Below are 21491 nucleotides of genomic sequence, written 5' to 3' on the forward strand. Positions count from 1 at the left end.
GAATAATTGCCAGTTAACTTCCTGGAATATATGGCGATGCAAACCTGCTCCGGAAGCTGTTTTTTATCATTCCATTAATCCGCTGATGCTGTCAGCGACAATTTGAGATCTGACATGAGTTTGAACATGGCATTATTGATTCCGTCAAGGTCGGCTTTCGCATTTTTCAGGTTGTTTTCCGCTTCTGTGCGTTTTTTCTTGCTTTGCTCGGTTTTGACGGCCACTTCCTTCTCCATCACGGCATCATTGTCCTTTACCCCCAGCCTGACGGGGCTGTGCGTGGTAGAAATGCCGTCCAGCTTGTCAATCCGGACATTGTACTGCTGGTCTTTGCATTCAATGGTGAGGTCAAAACGGACATATTCATAAGTGATGCTGGACACTGGCGCATAGCTGGTTAAAATGAGCTTACCCAGCTGCAGGTCTTCAAACGTGACTGCGTTTTCGTAGTTGCCGAAGGTCTTACTGATCCAGTTCTGGGCTTCTTTGAATATTTCCGATTTCGATTTCTTGGGCTGTCCGGAATCGGAATAGAACACGTTTTTCTGCACGTCGAGCGGGAGTAAGCCGGATTGGGAAAAGCCTTTTTGGCCAATAAAAAGAAGCAGGATCAGAAGTGATTTTTTCAAAATGATTGCGGATGTTTTGGGTGATAAAGGTAATAACAAAAGTTTTGGCAGCGCGATCGGCTGCCGGTTCCCCCGGAATTAATATATTCGGGCTGCCACTTATCCTGAACCCATATGAGAAAGTATTTATTGTTCCTGGTTATATTTTTGACATGCCTTGCCGCGGCTCCCCGACGGATTTCCTGGGTCGCCATCGGCGATTCGATCACTTATCTGAATGATCATCAAGACGAAACCGGCAACCGGATTACCAAAGGATATATGACGTTAATTAGCGAAAAATTTCCGCGCGTCAGCTACGTGAATAAGGGTTATAACGGCTGGACGTCGATCAACATTGCAGATAAGATCGAGACGTTGGAATTGCCTGAGGCGGAAGTTTACAGTGTTTTTTTAGGGACAAATGAATGGTGGCAGGGCAAGGATCTTGGGACTATTTCTGATTACAAACAGAGAACGGGGACAAAAACCGTGTATGGCGCATTTCGCGTGATTACGGATAAATTAAAGCAGTTGAACAAAAAGGCGAAAATCATTCTGATAACGCCCATGCAAAGAGGGGATTTCGTATATATAAACAACCAGAAAAACAACGCATTCGGCTCCTATAAGCCTAAAAATGGCCAAAGCCTGGAAGAATTTGCCAACGCCATTTCGACCATTGGCAAACTTGAAAAAATTCCGGTTGTGGACCTTTATCACGACAGCGGCATGACGGTTGATAATATGGTCAATTTTAAAAAACTGAAAGACCCAGCCACGGGCAGCTACAAGAACTTTACATACCCAGACTACACCACCATCCCTTTTGATCCCGAAAAAGACGAATATCCCTATCCTCCCGAATCCATAAACATGACCTACGATGGCCTGCACCCGTCCGACAAAGGCTACAAGATCATTGCGGAGATGGTTGAAAAGAAGTGGAAGGGTTTGCGGTGAGGTAAAAATTAGCTTACCTTTGCGCCATAATTCGATACCATGATCTACTTTTTTGCAGACGAACAGAACACTGTTTTTGCGGTCCAGATAGAGCGAACGCTAACAGAATCAGATACTTCCAAATTAAGCTGGCTTTTTGGCGGCACGGAACTCCGGGATGAAACCGTCATCACGGAGTTTTTTGTTGGTCCCCGTGCAGCGATGATTACGCCGTGGAGCACCAATGCCGTTGAGATTACCCAGAATATGGACATTCAGGGCATCATACGCATTGAGGAATTTAAAAAAGTGTCAGCCGATTTTACGGATTTCGATCCGATGCTTTCGCAGAAATACAGCGAGCTGAACCAGGACATTTATGCAATCAGCATTCAACCGGAATCTATCCTGGAAGTGGCTGATATTGCGGCTTATAACAAGCAGGAAGGCCTTTCGCTGAGCGATGAGGAGGTTGATTATTTGAATGAACTGGCCGAAAAACTGAACCGCAAGTTAACGGATTCAGAGGTTTTCGGTTTTTCTCAGGTCAACTCCGAGCATTGCCGTCACAAGATCTTCAACGGAACGTTTGTGATTGACGGTGAGGAGCAGCCGGTTTCATTGTTCAAGCTGATCCGTAAGACTTCGGAAACAAACCCGAATTCGATCGTTTCTGCATATAAGGACAATGTGGCGTTTGTGAAGGGGCCGGTTGTGCAGCAATTTGCGCCAAAAAGACCAGATGTTCCTGAATATTACGAGATTAAAGATTTTGAATCCGTTCTTTCACTGAAAGCGGAAACGCATAATTTCCCTACAACCGTTGAGCCATTCAACGGTGCCGCAACGGGTTCTGGTGGAGAAATCCGTGATCGACTTGCAGGCGGACAAGGTTCTTTGCCTCTGGCAGGCACGGCGGTTTATATGACGGCTTTGTCTCGATTGGAGGAAAACCGGCCTTGGGAAAAAGGCGTTGAGGAGCGCGAATGGCTTTACCAGACGCCTATGGATATCCTGATCAAGGCTTCTAATGGGGCAACTGATTTTGGAAATAAATTCGGGCAACCGCTGATCGTGGGCTCCGTGCTAACATTTGAGCATGAGGAGCTGGGCCGGAAGTTGGGTTATGATAAAGTGATCATGCAGGCAGGTGGCGTTGGTTATGGCATCGCAGATCAGGCCAAAAAATCCAAACCTGAAACCGGCGATCAGATCGTGGTGATGGGTGGCGAAAACTACCGGATCGGCATGGGCGGTGCAGCTGTTTCATCGGCTGACACGGGCGCATTTGGTTCCGGCATCGAGCTTAATGCGATCCAGCGTTCCAATCCGGAAATGCAGAAGCGTGTTGCCAACGCAGTTCGCGGGATGGTGGAAAGTGGTAGTAATTCAATCGTTTCTATCCACGATCACGGCGCTGGCGGACATTTGAACTGCCTTTCCGAGCTTGTTGAAGAAACAGGCGGGCACATTAACCTGGATAAATTGCCTGTGGGCGATCCGACACTTTCGGCCAAAGAGATCATTGGTAATGAGTCGCAGGAGCGTATGGGGCTGGTGATCAGCAAGGAAAATCTTGAAACATTGAAACGCATTGCCGACCGTGAACGCGCACCACTTTATCAGGTGGGTGAAGTGACCGGCACGCATCGTTTTACATTCGAGTCTGAGAAAACCGGTGCGAAGCCGATGGACCTGGAAATGGAAGATATGTTTGGCAGTTCGCCTAAAACGGTGATGGCTGATAAAACTATTGAAAGAAACTACGAGCCTGTCACTTATGAAATTGGCAAGTTGCATGAATATTTAGAGCAAATGCTGCAACTGGAAGCGGTCGCAAGCAAAGACTGGCTGACGAACAAAGTGGACCGCTGCGTAGGTGGGCATGTGGCCAAGCAGCAGTGCGCGGGACCTTTGCAGCTGCCGTTGAACAATGTCGGCGTTATGGCGCTGGATTTTCAGGGAAAAGATGGAATCGCAACATCAATCGGTCACGCGCCGCTTTCGGCACTGATTGATCCTGCTGCCGGAAGCCGTAATGCCATTGCCGAAGCGCTTTCCAACATTGTTTGGGCACCATTGAAAGATAATCTGACGAGCGTTTCGCTGTCTGCAAACTGGATGTGGGCTTGCAAAAACGAAGGCGAGGATGCGCGTTTGTACAAGGCTGTCAAGGCCTGCTCGGAATTTGCGATCAGTCTGGGAATCAACATTCCAACGGGCAAGGATTCGCTTTCAATGAAGCAGAAATATAAAAATGACGAAGTGATCGCGCCGGGAACGGTCATTATCTCAGCGGCCGGACATTGTGACGACATTACTGCGGTGATTGAGCCTGTTTTGAAGAAAACGGGTGGTTCTATTTACTATATCAATCTTTCGGGAGATACATACAAGCTGGGCGGTTCGTCATTTGCTCAGATATTGAATAAAATTGGTGATCAAACGCCTGACATTCAGGATGCAGGCAAGTTCAAAACTGCATTTGATACCATTCAGCAATTGATCAAAGAAGGTAAGATCCAGGCTGGTCACGACATTGGCAGCGGAGGCTTGATCACAACATTGCTTGAAATGTGCTTTGCAGACCGTGATCTGGGCGCTTCCATTGATCTTTCAGCACTTGGGGATCAGGATATTATTGAAAAGCTGTTTGCTGAAAATATTGGCATCGTTTTCCAGGCCGACGAGTCTGCGGAATCGTTACTGGAAGCGCAGGGCGTTGATTTCCATAAGATCGGGGCCGTTAATATGGCTTCCACCCTGACGGTGAAAGATGCTGCTGGCAAGTGGGATTTTGATATTGAAACTTTGCGTGATGTTTGGTTTAAAACATCCTATTTATTGGATAAGAAGCAAACCAAACCGGAGCTTGCGAAGGAGCGTTTTGATCATTACAAAAACCATTTGCTGCGCTACAAATTCCCCGCTCATTTTGATGGTAAAAAGCCAGTTATCGATGAGTCCAAGCCGAGACCGAAAGCAGCGGTGCTTCGTGAAAAAGGGAGTAATTCGGAAAGAGAATTGGCCAATGCAATGTATCTGGCTGGCTTTGATGTGAAAGACGTCCATATGACCGACCTTATTTCCGGTCGGGAAACTTTGGAAGACATTCAATTTATAGGTGCGGTAGGAGGGTTTTCGAATTCGGATGTTCTGGGTTCCGCGAAAGGTTGGGCCGGAGCATTTCTTTATAATGAAAAAGCCAAGATTGCGCTGGAAAAATTCTTTGCACGTGAGGATACATTGTCCGTCGGGGTTTGCAACGGCTGCCAACTTTTTGTTGAGCTTGGGCTAATCAATGAAAACCACGAGCAAAAGCCAAAAATGCTCCACAACGCGAGTGGTAAGCACGAAAGCATTTTTACCTCGCTGACCATTCAGTCCAACAAATCCGTCATGCTTTCCACACTGGAAGGCAGCACATTGGGCGTCTGGGTTTCCCACGGAGAGGGCCGGTTCGACTTCCCGTATTTGGAAGATCAATACAAGATTGTTGCCAAATATGCTTATGAAACTTATCCAGCCAGTCCAAACGGGTCGGGTTTCAACACTGCGATGCTATGCGACGAAACAGGCCGCCATTTGGTGATGATGCCGCATATCGAAAGGTCACTTTTCCAATGGCACTGGGCTAACTATCCGGAAGGCAGGAAAGACGAGGTGAGTCCTTGGTTGGAGGCGTTCGTGAACGCCCGGAAGTGGGTTGAGGGGGTTACTCGGGATTGAAATCCCGGGTTTCGGGATTGGTTGTGCCTGACGGCACTTTTCTTGTTGGATGTTAGTGCCGGTAGGCACGGGTCATATATTTGGGTCAGGATTTATCCTGGCCTTTGTTTTTTCGCCGGGATTGAAATCCCGGGTTATGGATTGGTTGTGCCTGACGGCACTTTCTTGTTGGATGTTAATGCCGTCAGGCACGGTTCATATTTCGGGTCAGGATTTATCCTGGCCTTTGTTTTTTCGCCGGGATTGAAATCCCGGGTTATGGATTGGTTGTGCCTGACGGCACTTTTTCTTGTCGGATGTTAGTGCCGTCAGGCACGGTTCAGATTTATGGGTCAGGATTTATCCTGGCCTTTGTTTTTTCGCCGGGATTGAAATCCCGGGTTATGGATTGGTTGTGCCTGACGGCACTTTCTTGTTGGATGTTAGTGCCGTCAGGCACGGTTCATATTTCGGGTCAGGATTTATCCTGGCCTTTGTTTTTTTCATCGGGATTGAAATCCCGGGTTATGGATTTATTGTGCCTGACGGCACTTTCTTGTCGGATGTTAGTGCCGTCAGGCACGGTTCATATTTCGGGTCAGGATTTATCCTGGCCTTTGTTTTTTCGCCGGGATTAAAATCCCGGGTTATGGATTGGTTGTGCCTGACGGCACTTCCTTGTCGGATGTTAGTGCCGTCAGGCACGGTTTATATTGCGGGTCAGGATTTATCCTGGCCTTTGCGCAATCTCAAGGCTTTGCTTAAACCTTTCGATATACCAAAGTCTCCTTAGGAAAAGTGATAATGTTCTCTGTGGAAATTGATGCTTAGTTTGCCTGCCAGATATCTAATTTGACACACATGGCAAACACCTACTCTCAGATGTACATTCAAGCTGTATTTGCGGTAAAATATCGCCGGGCAGTTCTTGATAAGGAATGGAGGGCGGAGTTAATGGCGGTCATTGGCAATTTGATCAATGAAACTGGTTGCAAAACAATAATAGTTAACGGCGTTGAAGATCATGTACATTGTTTCTTTGCCTTGAAGCCTTCCATTTCTGTTTCAGAAGTGATGAAGAATGTCAAGGCAAAATCCTCAAAATGGATTAATGACAACCGATTGCTCGTAGAAAGATTTGAGTGGCAGCGAGGTTTCGGGACGTTCTCATACAGTCAGTCACATATCGACAACGTTATCAAATACATTCAAAATCAAGAACAACACCATAGCAAGGCGACATTCCGGAACGAGTATATTGAAATGCTGATTAGATACGGAGTTGATTACGATGAGCAATATGTCTTTAAGGGGTTGATCTAATCTTACTAATTTTCCGGTTCAGCCTCAATCACTTCCTCACATAAACCTCCAAAATCTCCTGATCAACCCCCAAGCGGTCAATCTTCTCGATGCCGGTTTGAATGAGGGTATCGCCTTTCAAACGGAGTTTGAAGTGGAAATCTCGATTTTCCCAGTCGCGGTAGTTACAGTATTGCAGATGTTCCGAATATTCTTCGCCCTTTAATGTGTAGGTGCCGCCGCCAGCGTCGAAAACGGCCGTATCGCCTTTGCCCTGATTGATATCGTGTTTCATGAAAGTGAAATGCGATGCTGTAAACATTTTGATCATTTCCTGGTTTTTGATCGGAAACGTGACAAGCGTGTCGTTTTTGGTGATCACTTTGCTGGATGAAAGTGCCCATGTGCCAATAATGGAGGGAGAAGTTGTGTCAGGATCGTTCTTTTTTTCGCCGCAGGCAGCGCAAATTGTCAGAAAAGCAAGGGTGTAAAATTTTGATTTCATTAAGGTTACAGAAATAAGAGTTGGATTTGGCTTTCAAGTTAATGGATTATTTTTTTAACTTTAAATACACTAAACTCAACATTTTATGAAAGGCTTAAAAAACTTGACAATGGCGCTGGTGGTTTTGCTTTGCGCCTCCTTCACCATGTTGCATCACGGCTGGGCCGACTATGACCAAACCAAGCCACAGGATTTTGAAACAAAAATTGAAGAATCGATTTACGAAAATCCGCATGTGCTCGCTAAGGTTAAGTACAACAAAGAAATGTATACGGTATTTCTGGCGCCCACCAGCCGTATGACCGATCGGGGACTTACAGGTGATATGATCAAAAAGGGCACATCTGTAAGGCTTGTCGCTTATCCGCATAAGACCGAAAAAGGCGAAATGCGCGCTGAGAGGATCTTCGTGGATGGTAGGAAATTCGAACTTCGCTGATAGTGCTGGACTTTCTTGACTGGCTGGAAAAAACTTCGTGGGCAGTAGGCATTCGTCAATCTTTGTGGCTTTATCCGATATTGGAAATCGTCCATATAGTGGGGATAGTCATGCTGGTTGGACCAGCCTTTATGTTTGATTTGAGGTTATTGGGACTCTCCAAAAAGATTCCCTTAGCCAGTTTAGCTGAACATTTACTGCCGTGGTCGCGCAGATCGCTGCTGTTGATAATCCCATCCGGCGTATTGCTGTTCATCACGAACGCCAATGCGCTGGGTGTTGATCCGACGTTCTGGACAAAAATGAGCCTTATTGTCATTGGGGCAATTAATGTCTTCGTTTTTCACCGTTTTATTTTCAAACCGGGGGCGAATCCAAATGCTAAATTCTTGTTTCAGGCCAAGATTACTGCCTGTGTTTCTATTGTAGTTTGGATTGCTGCCATTGCCTGCGGTCGGTTGCTTGCTTATTAAATGGATATTTGTTGAAGAAATGTTAAACCAGTTCTTCCAGAAAACGGTTAATATCACTGAGGCCTTTTGTTGTCGCATAAGACCGAAATAAATGTGCTTTCATCCGTAAATAATGTGTCATCTGACTGGCAATATGCTGCCGCGACTGTGCCAGAACAGCTTCGGAAAGCCAAAATCTGTTTTGAAGACTGTTACTGGAAACGATCAATAGCTTGTCATTTGCTGAGCTGAACCTGAGATATCTTGTTTCTTCCAAAAGCGCAACATCACGCTCCAACCCAGAGGTACGGTCGAGTATAACGTTCTGGTAATTAGTAGCAATACGTGTATTTTGCTCCATCAAATGTACCATGCTAAGCATCAAACACTGGTACTTTAAGCTGTTTTCAAATAATAGCATATTCTTTTTTAGGAAATCATATAAACTTTTTATTGGTAACTGATTGTGGATCTGCGTATTCGATTCAGTGTAGGTTTGACTAAGGGTGTAAACAAGGTCATCTTTTGTAGGAAAATAATAAGTGAGGTTTCCTATCCGCATCCCTAAGTCAGTGGCGAGCTCCCGCATGCCCACATACTCAATCCCCTTCTGGTTGAAAAGCTCTAGTGCCCGGTTAATAATTTTCTCTTGCGTTGCGTTCACTTTTTTATTTTTAATTTGGTCAATGTCCTAATACCGCTTAATTTTAGGTCGTTGTCCAAAATTATAATATTAAATCGTATGGCAAAAGTAATTTCTACCATCCACCCAGTTTATCCCGTTACGATCGATAACGGTCATGGTGAGCAGCTCACATTTCTCGGGCGTGAAATCCGGGATGGCGTTGAGTATTTACAAGTTGAGAATCAGGTAAGTCCAGGGGCCGGTCCGCCTATGCATGTGCATCACCATCAGTACGAGAGCCTGTACATTAAGGAAGGTAAAATGGGCGTCCAGATTCTGGGCCAGGAACCGTATTTCCTCGGAAGGGGAGATCAGGCAACATTTGAAAGCGGAATTGCTCACCGGTTTTGGAATGCAGGGGAAACAACATTACACTGCACCGGCGAAATTTGGCCCCCTCACAATATTGAGTATTTTCTCTCTGAAATCTACCGTTCCAGCCGTCAAAACGAAAAGGGCATCCCTGCCACATTCGACGCAGCCTATTTGCTCTGGAAATATAAAACTGAATTTGACATGCTAGGCATTCCCGCATTTGTAAAGAAAGTAATTTTTCCAATTGTACTTTTTATCGGAAAGATGCGCGGACTGGATAAGAGATTTAAAGGCGCCCCAAAGGCAATTTGATTTCCCTTAATTATAGACATTTCGTGCAGAGAGCCATATGCATTTGTTTTCATTCCAACATTGATTGGTATTTTATTCCTGCCGATATTTACGATGTGGCCTATCAATTGATGAAAAGTAAAACATTCTCTGTTTACAACCTCGCTATAAATCCTGATGCGCGCACCATTGAGCTTGTCAAGACGCTTAAAAGACGCCTGACAACGCACCTCGGCCGCAGTTACGGGAGCGTAAATTCCCTGGCGCATGTAACATTGATAGTGTTTATGGCCAGCGATGATGACTATCACATTATTCTTGCTGAATTTGAAAGGGTGCTGGCCGGATTGGCACCATTGGAAATGGAACTCTCGGGTTTCGGTGATTTTTCGGACAGACCTGAATGCACTTTCTACATAAAGCTAGGTGATGAATCCGCACAGCAAATCGCCCGATACTGCAAAAGCATTGGAACAAACTTTAACAAACTTTTGAGGCAAAGGTGCACAGACCGTTGGGATACGGTAGGTCGGAAAAAGCCCCATATGACCATTGCACGTGAACTCACCCTTGAAGAAATAAAAGTCTCTCGCGAATTTTTCGCCGAGACATTTACCGAGCAGTTCACATGCAACTCGTTTGTAATGCGCAAGTTCAACGAAGGGAAACGCCGATACGAAATTATCAACACCATTCCTTTGTTAGGCCACGAATATATGGTGGGGCAGCAGATGCGGCTGTTTTAACATGAAAATTTACAATTAATACAAGACACGTGGAGCAATATTCCCTAGCCATCATGCCCAGCGCGGCGATTTCGCTTGATGTTGCAGAGATGAAGCAGCAGTTGAGAAGTGCTTTTGGCAAAAGTTATGGCAGTGCCAATGCGGAGGCACATATTTCTTTGGATGGATTTGAGGCGGATGAAAACGATTATCCGTATATCCTGGCCGAATATCGCCGTATCGTCGCTGAGTTGGACCCTTTTGAAATCCACTTTTCAGGATTTGATGATTTTGACAGGGCTAATTATTCTGCGTTTTACATTAAGCCGACAATTGATTCTTCCGACGCGATCAGGCAGCGTAGCGATGCTGTGGTGAAAGCATTTGATAAAAAGCTTAAAAAGCAATACACCCGGAAATGGGCCGATGAGTCGAAAAATCCGCATATGTCGGTTGGTCGCAGGCTTACGCGGGAGTGGGTTGAGTTAGCATATGCAATGTTGCCGACGTATGAAGCAAGTTTTTGGTGCGACTCGTTTGTTATTCGGAAATTTAATGAAAAACGTCGCCAGTATGATGTGGTTGATGTGCTTCCTTTATTGGGATCTCCTGAACCACTTGCACAGCTGGATCTTTTTCAGCCCTGATTTACAACATAAAAATGCCGGTAACTATCCAATCAATGTGCATAATGGGTATATTAGTCGCTGGTGACATAATGGATGTTGGATAAATTTTTTGCTGGGATGTTTCAGAAGGCTGTTAGCTGGGTATTTTTTATATGTTTTGCCGCATTTTTTCAGGGAGCATTTGGCCAGTCCGTTTCGGTTCCCGGGAAGCCGTGGCTTTCAGAATACAATGTTTATAAGGAGTACAAAGGTGTATATGTTGTCAAGAAGATAACCATTCCCTGCCGGGCTTACGAGACTTTCTTGATTGATAATAATGGCAAAAAGCTGACGCCCGCTTACCGGGATATCGGTGAGTTTTCAGGCGATCTGGCAGAGTTTGTGCCAATGAAACTGGATGAGGAAAAGCTTGGCCGTCACGGTTTTATCAATAGGAGAGGCGAGGTGGTTATCCAGCCTGTTTATGTTTCAACGGATAAATTTTACGAAGGAAAAACTTGGGTAATTTATCGCGCGGGAAAGCAGTACGGTCTTTCCTATATCGATTCCACCGGAAAGGAAATTTACAAAGTTCCCATCCAGTATTTCAGAAAGGACTTTTTAATCTCTGCGGCAAAGATGGATATGATTTGCAACCAGGACACGCGGGAAGACATTCTCTGGTGGAAAGGCCGCAACTATTTCATCCTGAATTGGAATTTCAGTCCATTCATTGAGAAGGAGGTGAAGAGCTCAAAGTATATCTATCATTTTCTTTATGAAGGGAAATACGGGATTATTGACAACAAAATGATCCTGCGCGTGCCCGTTTCGCTGGACGACATTGATCCGGAATACAAGTTTTCGGGACAGGGTATGGAGCGGGTTAAGTATGGGGATAAGTTTGGTTATATCAATGTCTTCACCGGTGAGCTTATCACGGATTTTTTATATACTGATACGCGCAAACCGACTTCCGGGCTATTTTGGGTTAAGAAAAATAACAAATGGGGCTGTATAGACAAAACCGGTAAAACGCGCATTCCATTTCTATACGACGAAGCAACCGGCTTCACCAGCGAAGATCGCTCGGCCGTAGCGATCAACGGAAAATTTGGTCATATTGACAAAAAAGGAAAAATCCGGACGCCGCTCAAATACGACTTCGCATCCTATTATAACCGCGGCATTTCTATGGTCCGCATCAATGATAAATACGGTTATATCGACATCAACGATCGCTACATTATCGAGCCCATTTACGACGAAGCACTCCCATTTGACAAAGAAACAACCGTAGTAGAGCGCCTGTGGCTACGCTTCGAACTCTCTATGAAGGGGGAAGAAAAATTCATAGGTTTCTCCTACAAGCTCAATGCCATTTTCATCCTGATCGGCTTGGTGCTTTTTATTTACATTAACAGCTTTATTTTCAAACGCGTGCAGCTGGCTCGGGCTAAGCGGAAGAAATGAGTATCCGCTGCACCACTACATCACTCCCCATATAGCACCTGACAACGCTCGCAGAAGTAACTTCGTCGTTTTGTTTTACCCAGATATTCCTTGTGAAACGGAATAAGGCAGCGGGGACATGTTTTTTTGGTGTGTGCAAGCCAGTGTTTTTTTAGGGTAAATTCTTTTTTCCAGTGCAAAAAATCGAAACTGTAATGGCTGGTTTCCTGGACCAACTCTTCGAGTTTTGCTTTTGGCAATGCCCCAATGCTGCTGAGCGGGTGCACCTGGATGCGGAACAGCACTTCGTTTTTGATAATATTGCCGCTTCCGGAGAAAATGTTCTGGTCCAGCAGTGCGTCGCAAGTGAGCAATTTTAATTTGTCTTGTAATTTGTCGATTGCCTTTTCAGGGCTCCATTGATCCGACATGATATCGCTGCTCCAATCATAAATCGCATCGGCAGGCTGGTCCAGGATTGCCACCGAGCAGGCGTAGAAATTCAGTTCTGCGTCGTCGAAAACGAGCGTGAGACGCGGTGGTGTTTTCTTACGCTCGTTGATAAGATAGGAACCAAACAGCATGAAATGGATCCGTAAGGTAAAGTCCTCGAAGCACACCAGGAAATGCTTTCCCCAGGATCGGAAAGCAAGCACTTTCTGGTCGGTTAGCCGGTCCTTGTCAATCTTGGAATTGCCTTCTGCAAGTCTGATAACCGGATTTTCCAGATGCAACGCATCGATTGCTTCTCTTAAAATAACAATGGACGGTCCCTCGGGCATGATATAAGTGGTTGATGAATAGCTCGCGTGGCCTTCTCAAAAATTAATGCCAGTCGCAATGCTGTTTGCAGGCACACTTATTGAGTAAGTCGACATGCACCTTTACTTTTAACCAAAACCAACATATAGCAATGGGAAAAGGCAAAGATCTTTTTGGATATTATAACGATTTGGCCAAGACGAAAGGTCCGCAAAGCGAGGAGAGCGCTTACGCGGGCGTGCTGTTCCAGGCGCTTCTGATGGTAGGGGAGCGTCGCGTTTTCGAACTCTTGGAAGAAGCCGATGCAACAGGCAAAAAATTACAATTGCAAGCCTCCGCGGTGCCGGCGGGAAAAGACGATTGTCCCGACTGCATTGTGCTGGTTGACAAGGACTGAGGCCAATTGGGTTAGGTCCTTGCATTGCATATAACTTGGCACGGTTGCTGTAAAAGCGGATCGCTGGTATGATTTTTAGTTTGAAAGAAGGGATTTAATGTTCCTGCACAGCTAGAATTTATATGACCAAAAGCAATTTCTTTTCAACAATTTTTATCATAATGCTGCTTTCGCTCCGGATTGCAGCGCAAGACACCACAAAAAAATCCACACGCACAGTTGCTATTCCTGATACGCTTTTATTTAGAATTGAGAAAGCACAAGCAGTCATTACTCAAATTAATGGCGCCAATAAGAAGGGCTACGACAGCGGTTTGATTAGAGAAGAACTAGTCGGCGTTAAGCGCAATGTAGACCAGATACAGGCAGCAGTAAGCGCCGAAAATGCCATACCAAGCAGTAAAGATTTACAGAATTACAAACTGATGCTCACCGATGTGCAGCAGCGCACAGGTCAATGGCGCAAGACGCTGAGCAAGCATAATAACGACCTGCAACTACTTTCCGAACAGGTTATTGAATTTAGCAGGGATTCACTGCTGGATATCAAGGCGGGCGACAGCACACAAAAGAAGCTTTACTCCGGGCAAATCGCCGATTTGAAAGTGAAATTGCAGGATGCAGGAAAAACTACCACTGCAAACCTGGACACAGTAAGCAGCTTGCTGGCCGAGGTCTCTGAGGTTTTCTTTCGCGCAAACGACCTGGAAACCACTATCAACGATTATATTAAAGAGTCCGGACGAAATCTGCTGGGGAAGGAGTCGAGTTACATTTGGAAAGCGCCGCCGGGAAATATGAACCGGAGCGCGAATGACATTATTAAAGTTTCATATACAGGCCAGAACAAGATCCTGCGCTATTTTTTGCAGTCGACCTGGGATAATCGCGTGCTTCTATTTCTGTTTTGTATAGGATTTTTTGTCTGGATTTTCGTCAATTTCCGGCTGGCTGCCTCTGCTGCGATCAGCAGGGAAATCGGGCAGCTCGATTTTAAATACATCAATCCGAAGCCAATTCTTGCCACGTTTATCATCCTTTTCAATATTACGCCGCTGTTTGAGCCGCGGTCGCCATCGATTTACATTGAGCTGAACCAGTTTTTGCTGCTGATAACGATGAGCATCTTCTTTATGAAGAGGCTTTCCGGTAAACAGTTGGTATGGTGGTTTTCAGTGCTGATTATCTACGTGCTAACCATCATCAGTAACATCATTGTAGGCGAATCTCTTTTATCCCGTCTGGCCCTGATGTCACTTAACGTTGGCTCTATTGCATTCGGAGTCTGGTTTTTCAGGAAGTTGCGGGAAGTGAAAATGGAGGAAAAATTCATCAAGCCGGTCTTGATCATTTACATTGTTTTAAACATTCTCGCAGTAGTCCTCAATGCACTGGGACGCATATCACTCGCAAAAACGTTCAACATTACAGCCATCAGCGGCCTCATTCAGGTTTTAAGCCTTGGAATTTTTGTGCACATTGTTTTGGAAGCCCTGGACTTGCATATGAAGGTGAGTGTGGCTTCAAAAAGGCTTTTTTCGCGTATTAACATCGAAAAAAGCCGCGCTACTTTCACTAAGCTGATGTCGTTCGTTTCCGTGCTTTTATGGATCCTGGTTTTCTGCATCAACCTCAGCATCATTGAACCCATATTTGGTTTTCTCCTGGATATCCTTGAAAAAGAGCGCACGTTTGGTTCCGTGACATTTACACTGGAAAATGTGCTGTTCTTTTCGGTAATCATCTGGCTTGCTAATAAGTTACAAAAACACATCGATCTGCTGTTTTCGGGTCCGGATGTTAATTTTACGGCAGATTCTGTTCACAAGGGCTCCAAACTGGCGCTCGTCCGGCTGGTTATCATTGTGGTTGGTTTCCTGGTTGCCATCACCGTTTCCGGGGTCCCGCTTAGCAAAATCACTGTGCTGCTGGGAGCATTGGGTGTGGGTATCGGACTCGGTATGCAGAACATTGTCAACAACTTCGTGTCCGGGATTATCCTGATTTTTGAAAAACCCTTTACAATCGGTGACTACATTGAACTGGCCGACAAAAAAGGGAAGGTGCTTGATATCGGCATCCGGTCGAGCAGGATGCTTACGCCTCAGGGTTCAAAAGTGATTATTCCAAATGGCGATCTGCTTTCAGGCAGGCTTGTCAATTATACAACCAGCAATGCGCGTTTGAAAGCTGAGATTACTTTCAAGATCAGCACGGACGCAGATTTGGAGCAGGTTAAAAAAATAATCAACGACATTGTTGACAAGGCAGAGGGTGTCGTTAAAAAAGCGCCCCGGCAAGTGTTGTTCAATGCCATTACAGGTGACAGTATTGAACTGAAAATCCTGGTTTGGCTGAATAGCGTTTACTCAGAAACCACTTACAAAAGCTATGTTTTAGAGCAGATCTTGATCCGCTTTAAGGCCAATGACATCAAGGTGATGTAATAGCGTATTTCAAAAGGCACATTAACCGGCATTGCCAGGTTGATGTGCCTTTTTTATTATTTTATATAAAAATTTCGGGACAACATTTTGCTGTTTAATCGTTTAAACATACATTTGACAGCATTATTTCCCCGAATGAAGAAAATTTCCCTTAAAGACATAGCACAAAAAGCGGGCGTCTCTACTGCCCTGGTTTCCTATGTCCTTAACGGCAAAGAAAAGGAAACCAGAGTGGGCGAGGCGATTGCCAAAAAAGTGAGAGAGATCGCCAAAGAGCTCAATTACCAGCCCAATCATCTTGCCAAAAGCCTCAGAAGTGGGAAAACGCACACCATAGGGCTGATTATCGCCGATATTTCCAATCCATTTTTTGCCAACATTGCCAGGGTCGTAGAAGACGAAGCCAAACGAAACGGTTACACGGTAATCATTGGCAGCTGTGATGAAAATGCAGAGAAGTCCTGGGACTTGCTCAATGTCCTCATTAACAGGCAGGTTGATGGTTTTATCATCGTCTCCTGCGAAGGTTCGGAAAACCAAATTCGATATTTAAAAGAACGCAATCTTCCTTTCGTGCTGCTGGACAGGCACTTTCCTAGCATTGAGACAGATTTTGTTGCGACCAACAATTACAAAGCTTCCTATGATGCGGGAATTCATTTGATTCAGTCGGGTTACGAACGCATTGGGTTAATTGCTTATAAGTCACAAATGTATCATATGGTCGAGAGGATTAGGGGATACAGACATGCGCTGAGCGATAACAACATTGCTTTTGACGGCAATTGGTTAAAGGAGGTTACATTCGAAAACATGGAGCAGGAAGTAAAAACCGCTATTGACGCGTATCTGGCGGCTGATTATAAAATCGAAGCGCTGATTTTTGCAACTTATGGCCTGGCAATTAACGGATTAAAGTATATCAATGAGCTGCGCCTGAAAGTGCCTTCGGATCTGGCAATCGTTAGTTTTGGCCAGGCCGAGGTTTTTGATCTTTATTATTGCCCCATCACTTACCTGCGTCAGCCATTGGAATTATTGGGTAAAACATCCGTAGAATATCTCCTGAAAAAAATGAAGAATCCCGAAGAGGGAATGAGGCAGACTTTGATGGAAGCCAAGCTGATTGCAAGAGATTCCTCTATGGCCAAATCCACATGGATGGCTGAATAATTAGTAAAAACACAAGTTATGAATGATCGTACATTTTCCTGGGAACTGTTTAACAAAGCGCCTTTAGTGGGCATTATCCGCAATATTTCACCCGATAATGTCCAGAAGATCCTTCCTCTTTATAAGGAAGCCGGACTGACGACCATTGAGATTACCATGAACACACCTGGTGCTGCCGATATGATCAGGTTGGCTCTGGAAACCGAAGGCGAAGGGCTGAATATTGGTGCAGGGACCGTATGCACAAAAGATGATCTGGAAATGGCGTTGGAAGCTGGTGCTCAGTTTATTGTGACGCCAATCATCAATAAAAAAGTGATCAAATGGTGCGTAAAAAGGAAGGTGCCTATTTTCCCTGGTGCATTCACGCCGACAGAGATTTACAACGCATGGACGTTAGGCGCGACGATGGTGAAAATCTATCCTGCAACTTCACTTGGCCCCGAATATATCAAGGATCTCAAAGCGCCGATGAACCAGCTGAAACTGCTGCCGACCGGTGGCGTAAGTCTCGAAAATATGAGCGCTTTCCTGAAAGCCGGTGCCAATGGTCTGGGGGTAGGAGGGCAGCTGTTTGATAAAAAACTGATTCAGGAACAGGACTGGGAAGGCCTGAGAGCACATTTCCGTCAATTCCACAGCAAACTCGCTTTGTAATGGCGAACAGCAAGACCGGGAGTTACCGGTGGTTCATCGTCGTGCTCCTCTTTACCGCCACAACCATCAACTATCTCGACCGGCAGATCATTGGTCTGCTGAAACCCATTCTCGAAAAAGAATTCGCCTGGACCGAGACTGATTTTGCCCGGATCGTTATGGCGTTCACGGCCGCTTATGCATTAGGTTTGCTGATTTTTGGCTGGCTTATCGACAGGATCGGGACAAAGATAGGTTACTCGATCACCATTGTCTTTTGGAGCATTGCGGGCATGTTGCATGCGGTGGCGCGGAGTGCGTTTGGGTTTGGTGTGGCGCGCGTGGGTCTTGGTTTGGGCGAAGCAGGAAATTACCCGGCAGCAGTGAAAACAGTTGCGGAATGGTTTCCGAAGAAGGAACGTGCATTGGCAACAGGCCTTTTCAATGCCGGAACCAGCGTGGGTGTGGTTGTAGCATTGCTGCTTGTGCCCTGGATATTAAGTCATTTTGGCTGGCAGGAAGTGTTTTGGATTACTGGGGCACTGGGTTTTGTATGGCTGGTTTTCTGGTTGATATACTATGACATTCCCGCACAGCAGAAACGCCTGAGCGCAGCTGAATTGCATTACATTACCAGTGGGCAAGATCAGGATGAAAGCGAGGCGGAAAAGCAGCCTGTTCAGTGGATCAAGCTCTTTACTTTTCCGCAAACCTGGGCTTACATTACTGGAAAGGGCCTTATAGATCCCATTTACTGGTTTTTTCTATTTTGGTTACCATCCTATTTTGCCTCCACATTCAATCTGGATCTTAAAAAATTCAGTGTGGAGCTGATGCTGATCTACACGGCAACGACCATCGGCAGCATAGGAGGCGGTTATTTGTCTTCCTGGCTTATTAAGAAGGGATGGCCTACATTGGAAGCCCGAAAAACCGTGCTGCTTGCTTTTGCTGTGTTGGAACTGTCGGTTATAATGATCCAGTTTGCCGGAAATGTTTGGCTCGCAGTCGGGCTGATCAGTTTTGCAGTTGCCTTGCATCAGGCCTGGGCAACAAATGTGTTCACATTGCCGTCCGATCTTTTTCCTAAGCAAGCAGTAAGCTCAGTGGTGGGCATCGGCGGCATGGCCGGCGCTGTCGGCGGGATTTTGTTTCCTATCCTGATTGGCAGTCTGCTGGACAGTTACAAAGCTGCTGGTAACCTGGAAGGCGGCTATAACATTATCTTTACAATCTGCGGATGCACTTATCTGATAGCGTGGCTGATCATTCATTTGTTAACAAAAACGCCTAAGATTGTAGAACTGGACGAGCTGCGTTAACGGCTCGCTACGTTATCCAAATAGAAAAATGGGAGTGAAAAATAGAAGTAGAGAATACTACGAAGGCCGCTTGCAAACTTGCAAGCGGCCTTCGTTCATTAATGCTTTGAATGCCAATTATTTCAAGCCACGGCCCGTTTTGTGCTGTAACTCGTCGATTCTCTTGGATGCTTCTGCTTTGCTTAATGTTTCATCAAATTCTTCACCAGCTTCGTCGGAAAGCGTTTTGAGATAGGATTGTTGCGCACCCGTCATCGGTTCGTCGCCGGTTGTCCACTCGTTAGGATCTTTTACAGTATTGGATCCTTTTATCTGGTCATTTTCTTCAGACTCGTTTTTATTTATATCAGCCATGATTATATCGTTTTTTTAAGCTGATATAAAAAAACTGAGCCAGGCATGCAGGTTAAGCGCAGTATAGCTTTTGATGATGGAGAATCGAATTGTAAATTTGGCGTATGGAAAACATTCTGATTACTGGCGGCATAGGGAATTTAGGTAAAACGGTTGTACAAACATTAGCAGAAGGTGGCTATCACTTGCATCTTGCGGTCAGAAAAGATGTTGAGAATAGCGCTGGAAATGTGTCATTTTATCCAACGGATTTAGCTGATAGTGAGCAGGCTGACGCATTCGTGCAAAAGGTTTTGGCTGAAAACACAAAAATAAAAGCAGGGGTTTTCCTCGCAGGCGGGTTTCAGCCCGGGAATCTTGCTGAAACTTCCATGGATGACATTACGAAGATGGTGAACCTCAATTTCGCGACCGCATTTAATGTTGCCCATAAGCTCATTGCCCATTTCAAAACAGTCGGCGGCGGCAAGCTTATTTTTGTCGGGTCGAAAGCGGCCATGGATTTCAAAAACGCAGGCAGCAATTTCGCCTACTCATTGTCTAAACAGCTGCTCTATAACTTCTCGGATCTCATTAATCAAAGTGAAGCAAATGCCGGGATCACTTCGCACATACTTCTTCCTGGAACCATTGACACAGTAACAAACCGCGAAGCAATGCCCAACGCGGATTTCTCCCAATGGACAATCCCGGCCGCTATTGCCCGCACCATCCAGGACATTCTATCAGGAAAAGAGTCAAATGCAGAGATAGAATTCTGATTTTTGGGATTAGGGTTCGGCTCGTAAGGGTGAACCGTTCGTGCTGATTGTAAACCGCTTATGTAAAGTGTGTTAGCTGGGAAAGTAGTTTGAGAGATTGTTTGTTTTATTTATAAATGCAGAAACAAAAGGAACAGCACCAGCTAAATCACTTTCCAGCCTATGCAAAACCGCCCTTTATCCCGGGATTTCTATTCCTTCGCTATCTTTTTCGTAGCAAGTTACCTTGTTGCCATCCTGATCCAGACCGTTATAAGCTTATTACTGGGCAGTAGGTTTATAACTTTTCAATCGTTTCACTCGTGGCTTGCCGTATTGCAGTCTGTTTTTGCTATCTCATCTTTTGCGCTGCTTAAATATTATTGGTCTAAGGGTTACAAAGTTGTTTTTGCCACAGCGTTGGCAAGCGCTTTGGTTTTATTCGCGCAGATGACAATGGTTTATTTTTTGCTGATGCACCGCGATCTGCAATCGTTTTACATGAATTTGACGGTTGTCGGACTGGTCCTGAATGTGCTTTACGGAACAAGTTTGGTATTTTCCAATACAGGACAAAGACTATGGTTAAAACGGGGCGGCTGGCTGGCTATTCTGACGGGGATCCCTGTGTGTGTGATTGCTTTGTGGTCCATGAATTCCCAGGATATTGCGTTGCGATTGTTGCTGGATAAGACTTACAGGGTTATCGCTTTTTTCGGCATCTTGGTTCCGGTTACATTTTTGCTGGATTTATTAATGGAGAGCAAAAGCTTGAACAACGAGCGTGAAAGAAAGCCGGTGATTTTAAGGGAAGCTCTGAAAGTGGCGGCGATCATTAGCATTTTGTTCTTTGGAATGAGTTTCGTCGGTGAAAGTTATCGTTCCGGGACGGGCCGGGCTTATATCCCGTCAATGCAAGTGCTTAAACAAACGGCAGAATTCAGGCCGAGACATTATGTTGACAAGAAGGGCGATACATTGCGCTATCGACTGGTCCCGCCGGTTGCCTATGACTCAACAAAAAAATATCCACTTGTTGTGTGTCTGCACCACGGAGGAGCGCATGGCAAAGACAATGTACGCCAGCTCTCCGCTGATCCTGCACCATTTCTGCTAAGCGACTCGATCAGATGGAAATACCCGGCTTTTATTCTCATACCACATTGTCCCGAAGGCGCTGGTTTTGGTGGCATTTCAGAATACCCTGACATTGATACACTTGTTTTTGAGACCATCACAACATTAGAAAAAGAATACTCCATTGATACAACCCGGCGCTATGTAATGGGTATTTCCGGAGGCGGTTATGGCTCGTGGCATTTCGTCAGCACGCGTCCGGATATGTTCGCAGCGGCCATTCCCATTTGCGGGGCCGGTAATCCGGAATTAGCAAACCGCCTGACGAAGAAGCCAATCTGGGCGTTTCACGGTGCCAAAGATCCTCTTGTTTCGGTTGATGCCACACGGGATATGATTCACGCGATTGAAAAAGCAGGGGGCAAACCTAAATATACGGAATTTGGAAATTCAGGGCATGATATCTGGCGGTATGTGCAGGCCGAACCTGGCTTGATGAGCTGGCTTTTTGCACAAAAACAATAGGCTTCCTAATGGCGGCAAGGTCGCTG

General features: G+C 45.5%; 22 protein-coding genes. 17 read left to right on the plus strand and 5 right to left on the minus strand.

Translation table 11 applies throughout. The annotated features are described in order from the left end of the window. Positions 1 to 74 precede the first annotated feature (74 nt). Positions 75 to 629 (minus strand): DUF4468 domain-containing protein, encoded by a 555-nt coding sequence (locus tag G395_RS0109125; RefSeq protein WP_026629770.1) that lies wholly within the window; start codon positions 627 to 629, stop codon positions 75 to 77. A 114-nt stretch (positions 630 to 743) separates the two neighbouring features. Here G395_RS0109125 and G395_RS0109135 point away from each other — a divergent pair, with 114 nt between their 5' ends. From G395_RS0109135 to tnpA, 4 genes are all read left to right on the plus strand, one after another. Further along, positions 744 to 1571 carry an SGNH/GDSL hydrolase family protein gene (locus tag G395_RS0109135; RefSeq protein ID WP_026629771.1) on the plus strand — a complete coding sequence of 276 codons (828 nt, stop codon included), beginning with the start codon at positions 744 to 746 and terminating at the stop codon, positions 1569 to 1571. Positions 1572 to 1610: 39 nt separating this feature from the next. Beyond that, complete coding sequence (purL, locus tag G395_RS0109140) at positions 1611 to 5279, plus strand: phosphoribosylformylglycinamidine synthase (protein ID WP_026629772.1); 3669 nt, start codon at positions 1611 to 1613, stop codon at positions 5277 to 5279. A gap of 289 nt (positions 5280 to 5568) precedes the next feature. Continuing rightward, positions 5569 to 6051 (plus strand): hypothetical protein, encoded by a 483-nt coding sequence (locus G395_RS0109150; protein WP_026629774.1) that lies wholly within the window; start codon positions 5569 to 5571, stop codon positions 6049 to 6051. A 68-nt stretch (positions 6052 to 6119) separates the two neighbouring features. After that, the gene (tnpA, locus tag G395_RS0109155; RefSeq protein ID WP_026629775.1) at positions 6120 to 6581 is read left to right on the plus strand and encodes an IS200/IS605 family transposase; all 462 of its coding nucleotides are present in this window, start codon (positions 6120 to 6122) and stop codon (positions 6579 to 6581) included. Positions 6582 to 6609: 28 nt separating this feature from the next. On the opposite strand, the gene G395_RS0109160 is transcribed toward tnpA, so the two are convergent. Then, positions 6610 to 7065 carry a hypothetical protein gene (locus tag G395_RS0109160; RefSeq protein WP_026629776.1) on the minus strand — a complete coding sequence of 152 codons (456 nt, stop codon included), beginning with the start codon at positions 7063 to 7065 and terminating at the stop codon, positions 6610 to 6612. An 85-nt stretch (positions 7066 to 7150) separates the two neighbouring features. Between G395_RS0109160 and G395_RS0109165 the strand changes: the two genes are divergently transcribed. After that, positions 7151 to 7504: a DUF6152 family protein gene (locus G395_RS0109165; protein ID WP_026629777.1), complete on the plus strand. Its 354-nt coding sequence runs from the start codon at positions 7151 to 7153 to the stop codon at positions 7502 to 7504. Positions 7505 to 7506: 2 nt separating this feature from the next. Continuing rightward, positions 7507 to 7977: a DUF6644 family protein gene (locus G395_RS0109170; protein ID WP_026629778.1), complete on the plus strand. Its 471-nt coding sequence runs from the start codon at positions 7507 to 7509 to the stop codon at positions 7975 to 7977. A 22-nt stretch (positions 7978 to 7999) separates the two neighbouring features. Here the strand turns inward: G395_RS0109170 and G395_RS0109175 are convergent, their stop codons facing one another. Beyond that, a complete protein-coding gene (locus G395_RS0109175; RefSeq protein ID WP_026629779.1) occupies positions 8000 to 8620 on the minus strand; it encodes a TetR/AcrR family transcriptional regulator in 621 nt (206 codons plus the stop codon). 78 nt (positions 8621 to 8698) lie between these two features. Between G395_RS0109175 and G395_RS0109180 the strand changes: the two genes are divergently transcribed. The 4 genes from G395_RS0109180 (at position 8699) to G395_RS0109195 (ending at position 12053) form a co-directional block, all read left to right on the plus strand. Next, on the plus strand, positions 8699 to 9268 hold the full coding sequence (locus G395_RS0109180; RefSeq protein ID WP_035360827.1) for a cupin domain-containing protein: 570 nt from the start codon (positions 8699 to 8701) through the stop codon (positions 9266 to 9268). A gap of 23 nt (positions 9269 to 9291) precedes the next feature. Beyond that, a complete protein-coding gene (locus G395_RS0109185; protein ID WP_035360829.1) occupies positions 9292 to 9993 on the plus strand; it encodes a 2'-5' RNA ligase family protein in 702 nt (233 codons plus the stop codon). A 29-nt stretch (positions 9994 to 10022) separates the two neighbouring features. After that, positions 10023 to 10619: a 2'-5' RNA ligase family protein gene (locus G395_RS29010; protein ID WP_229204099.1), complete on the plus strand. Its 597-nt coding sequence runs from the start codon at positions 10023 to 10025 to the stop codon at positions 10617 to 10619. 99 nt (positions 10620 to 10718) lie between these two features. Further along, positions 10719 to 12053, plus strand: coding sequence for a WG repeat-containing protein (locus G395_RS0109195; RefSeq protein WP_026629782.1), 1335 nt, complete (start codon positions 10719 to 10721; stop codon positions 12051 to 12053). Positions 12054 to 12073: 20 nt separating this feature from the next. Here G395_RS0109195 and G395_RS0109200 read toward each other — a convergent pair whose 3' ends face one another. Next, positions 12074 to 12814, minus strand: a complete 741-nt coding sequence (locus G395_RS0109200) for a DNA-formamidopyrimidine glycosylase family protein (RefSeq protein WP_026629783.1) — start codon at positions 12812 to 12814, stop codon at positions 12074 to 12076. Between the two features lie 131 nt (positions 12815 to 12945). Here G395_RS0109200 and G395_RS29015 point away from each other — a divergent pair, with 131 nt between their 5' ends. From G395_RS29015 to G395_RS0109225, 5 genes are all read left to right on the plus strand, one after another. Further along, the gene (locus G395_RS29015) at positions 12946 to 13191 is read left to right on the plus strand and encodes a hypothetical protein (protein ID WP_035360832.1); all 246 of its coding nucleotides are present in this window, start codon (positions 12946 to 12948) and stop codon (positions 13189 to 13191) included. A 161-nt stretch (positions 13192 to 13352) separates the two neighbouring features. Beyond that, complete coding sequence (locus G395_RS0109210; protein WP_169720021.1) at positions 13353 to 15638, plus strand: mechanosensitive ion channel family protein; 2286 nt, start codon at positions 13353 to 13355, stop codon at positions 15636 to 15638. A gap of 135 nt (positions 15639 to 15773) precedes the next feature. Then, positions 15774 to 16811 (plus strand): LacI family DNA-binding transcriptional regulator, encoded by a 1038-nt coding sequence (locus tag G395_RS0109215; protein WP_026629785.1) that lies wholly within the window; start codon positions 15774 to 15776, stop codon positions 16809 to 16811. A gap of 18 nt (positions 16812 to 16829) precedes the next feature. Further along, a complete protein-coding gene (locus tag G395_RS0109220) occupies positions 16830 to 17468 on the plus strand; it encodes a bifunctional 4-hydroxy-2-oxoglutarate aldolase/2-dehydro-3-deoxy-phosphogluconate aldolase (RefSeq protein WP_026629786.1) in 639 nt (212 codons plus the stop codon). Beyond that, positions 17468 to 18769, plus strand: a complete 1302-nt coding sequence (locus G395_RS0109225) for an MFS transporter (protein WP_035360840.1) — start codon at positions 17468 to 17470, stop codon at positions 18767 to 18769. Before G395_RS0109220 ends, G395_RS0109225 begins: the two co-directional genes overlap by 1 nt. Before the next feature lie 117 nt (positions 18770 to 18886). On the opposite strand, the gene G395_RS0109230 is transcribed toward G395_RS0109225, so the two are convergent. Next, positions 18887 to 19123 carry a DUF3072 domain-containing protein gene (locus G395_RS0109230; protein WP_026629788.1) on the minus strand — a complete coding sequence of 79 codons (237 nt, stop codon included), beginning with the start codon at positions 19121 to 19123 and terminating at the stop codon, positions 18887 to 18889. Positions 19124 to 19227: 104 nt separating this feature from the next. On the opposite strand from G395_RS0109230, the gene G395_RS0109235 reads away from it, so the two are divergent. Both G395_RS0109235 and G395_RS0109240 read left to right on the plus strand, forming a co-directional pair. After that, a complete protein-coding gene (locus tag G395_RS0109235) occupies positions 19228 to 19884 on the plus strand; it encodes an SDR family NAD(P)-dependent oxidoreductase (protein ID WP_035360844.1) in 657 nt (218 codons plus the stop codon). 162 nt (positions 19885 to 20046) lie between these two features. Continuing rightward, a complete protein-coding gene (locus tag G395_RS0109240) occupies positions 20047 to 21465 on the plus strand; it encodes a carboxylesterase family protein (protein WP_026629790.1) in 1419 nt (472 codons plus the stop codon). The last annotated feature ends 26 nt before the right edge of the window (positions 21466 to 21491 follow it).

It is taken from the genome of Dyadobacter alkalitolerans DSM 23607 (assembly GCF_000428845.1).
GTDB classification, from domain to species: Bacteria; Bacteroidota; Bacteroidia; order Cytophagales; family Spirosomataceae; genus Dyadobacter; species Dyadobacter alkalitolerans.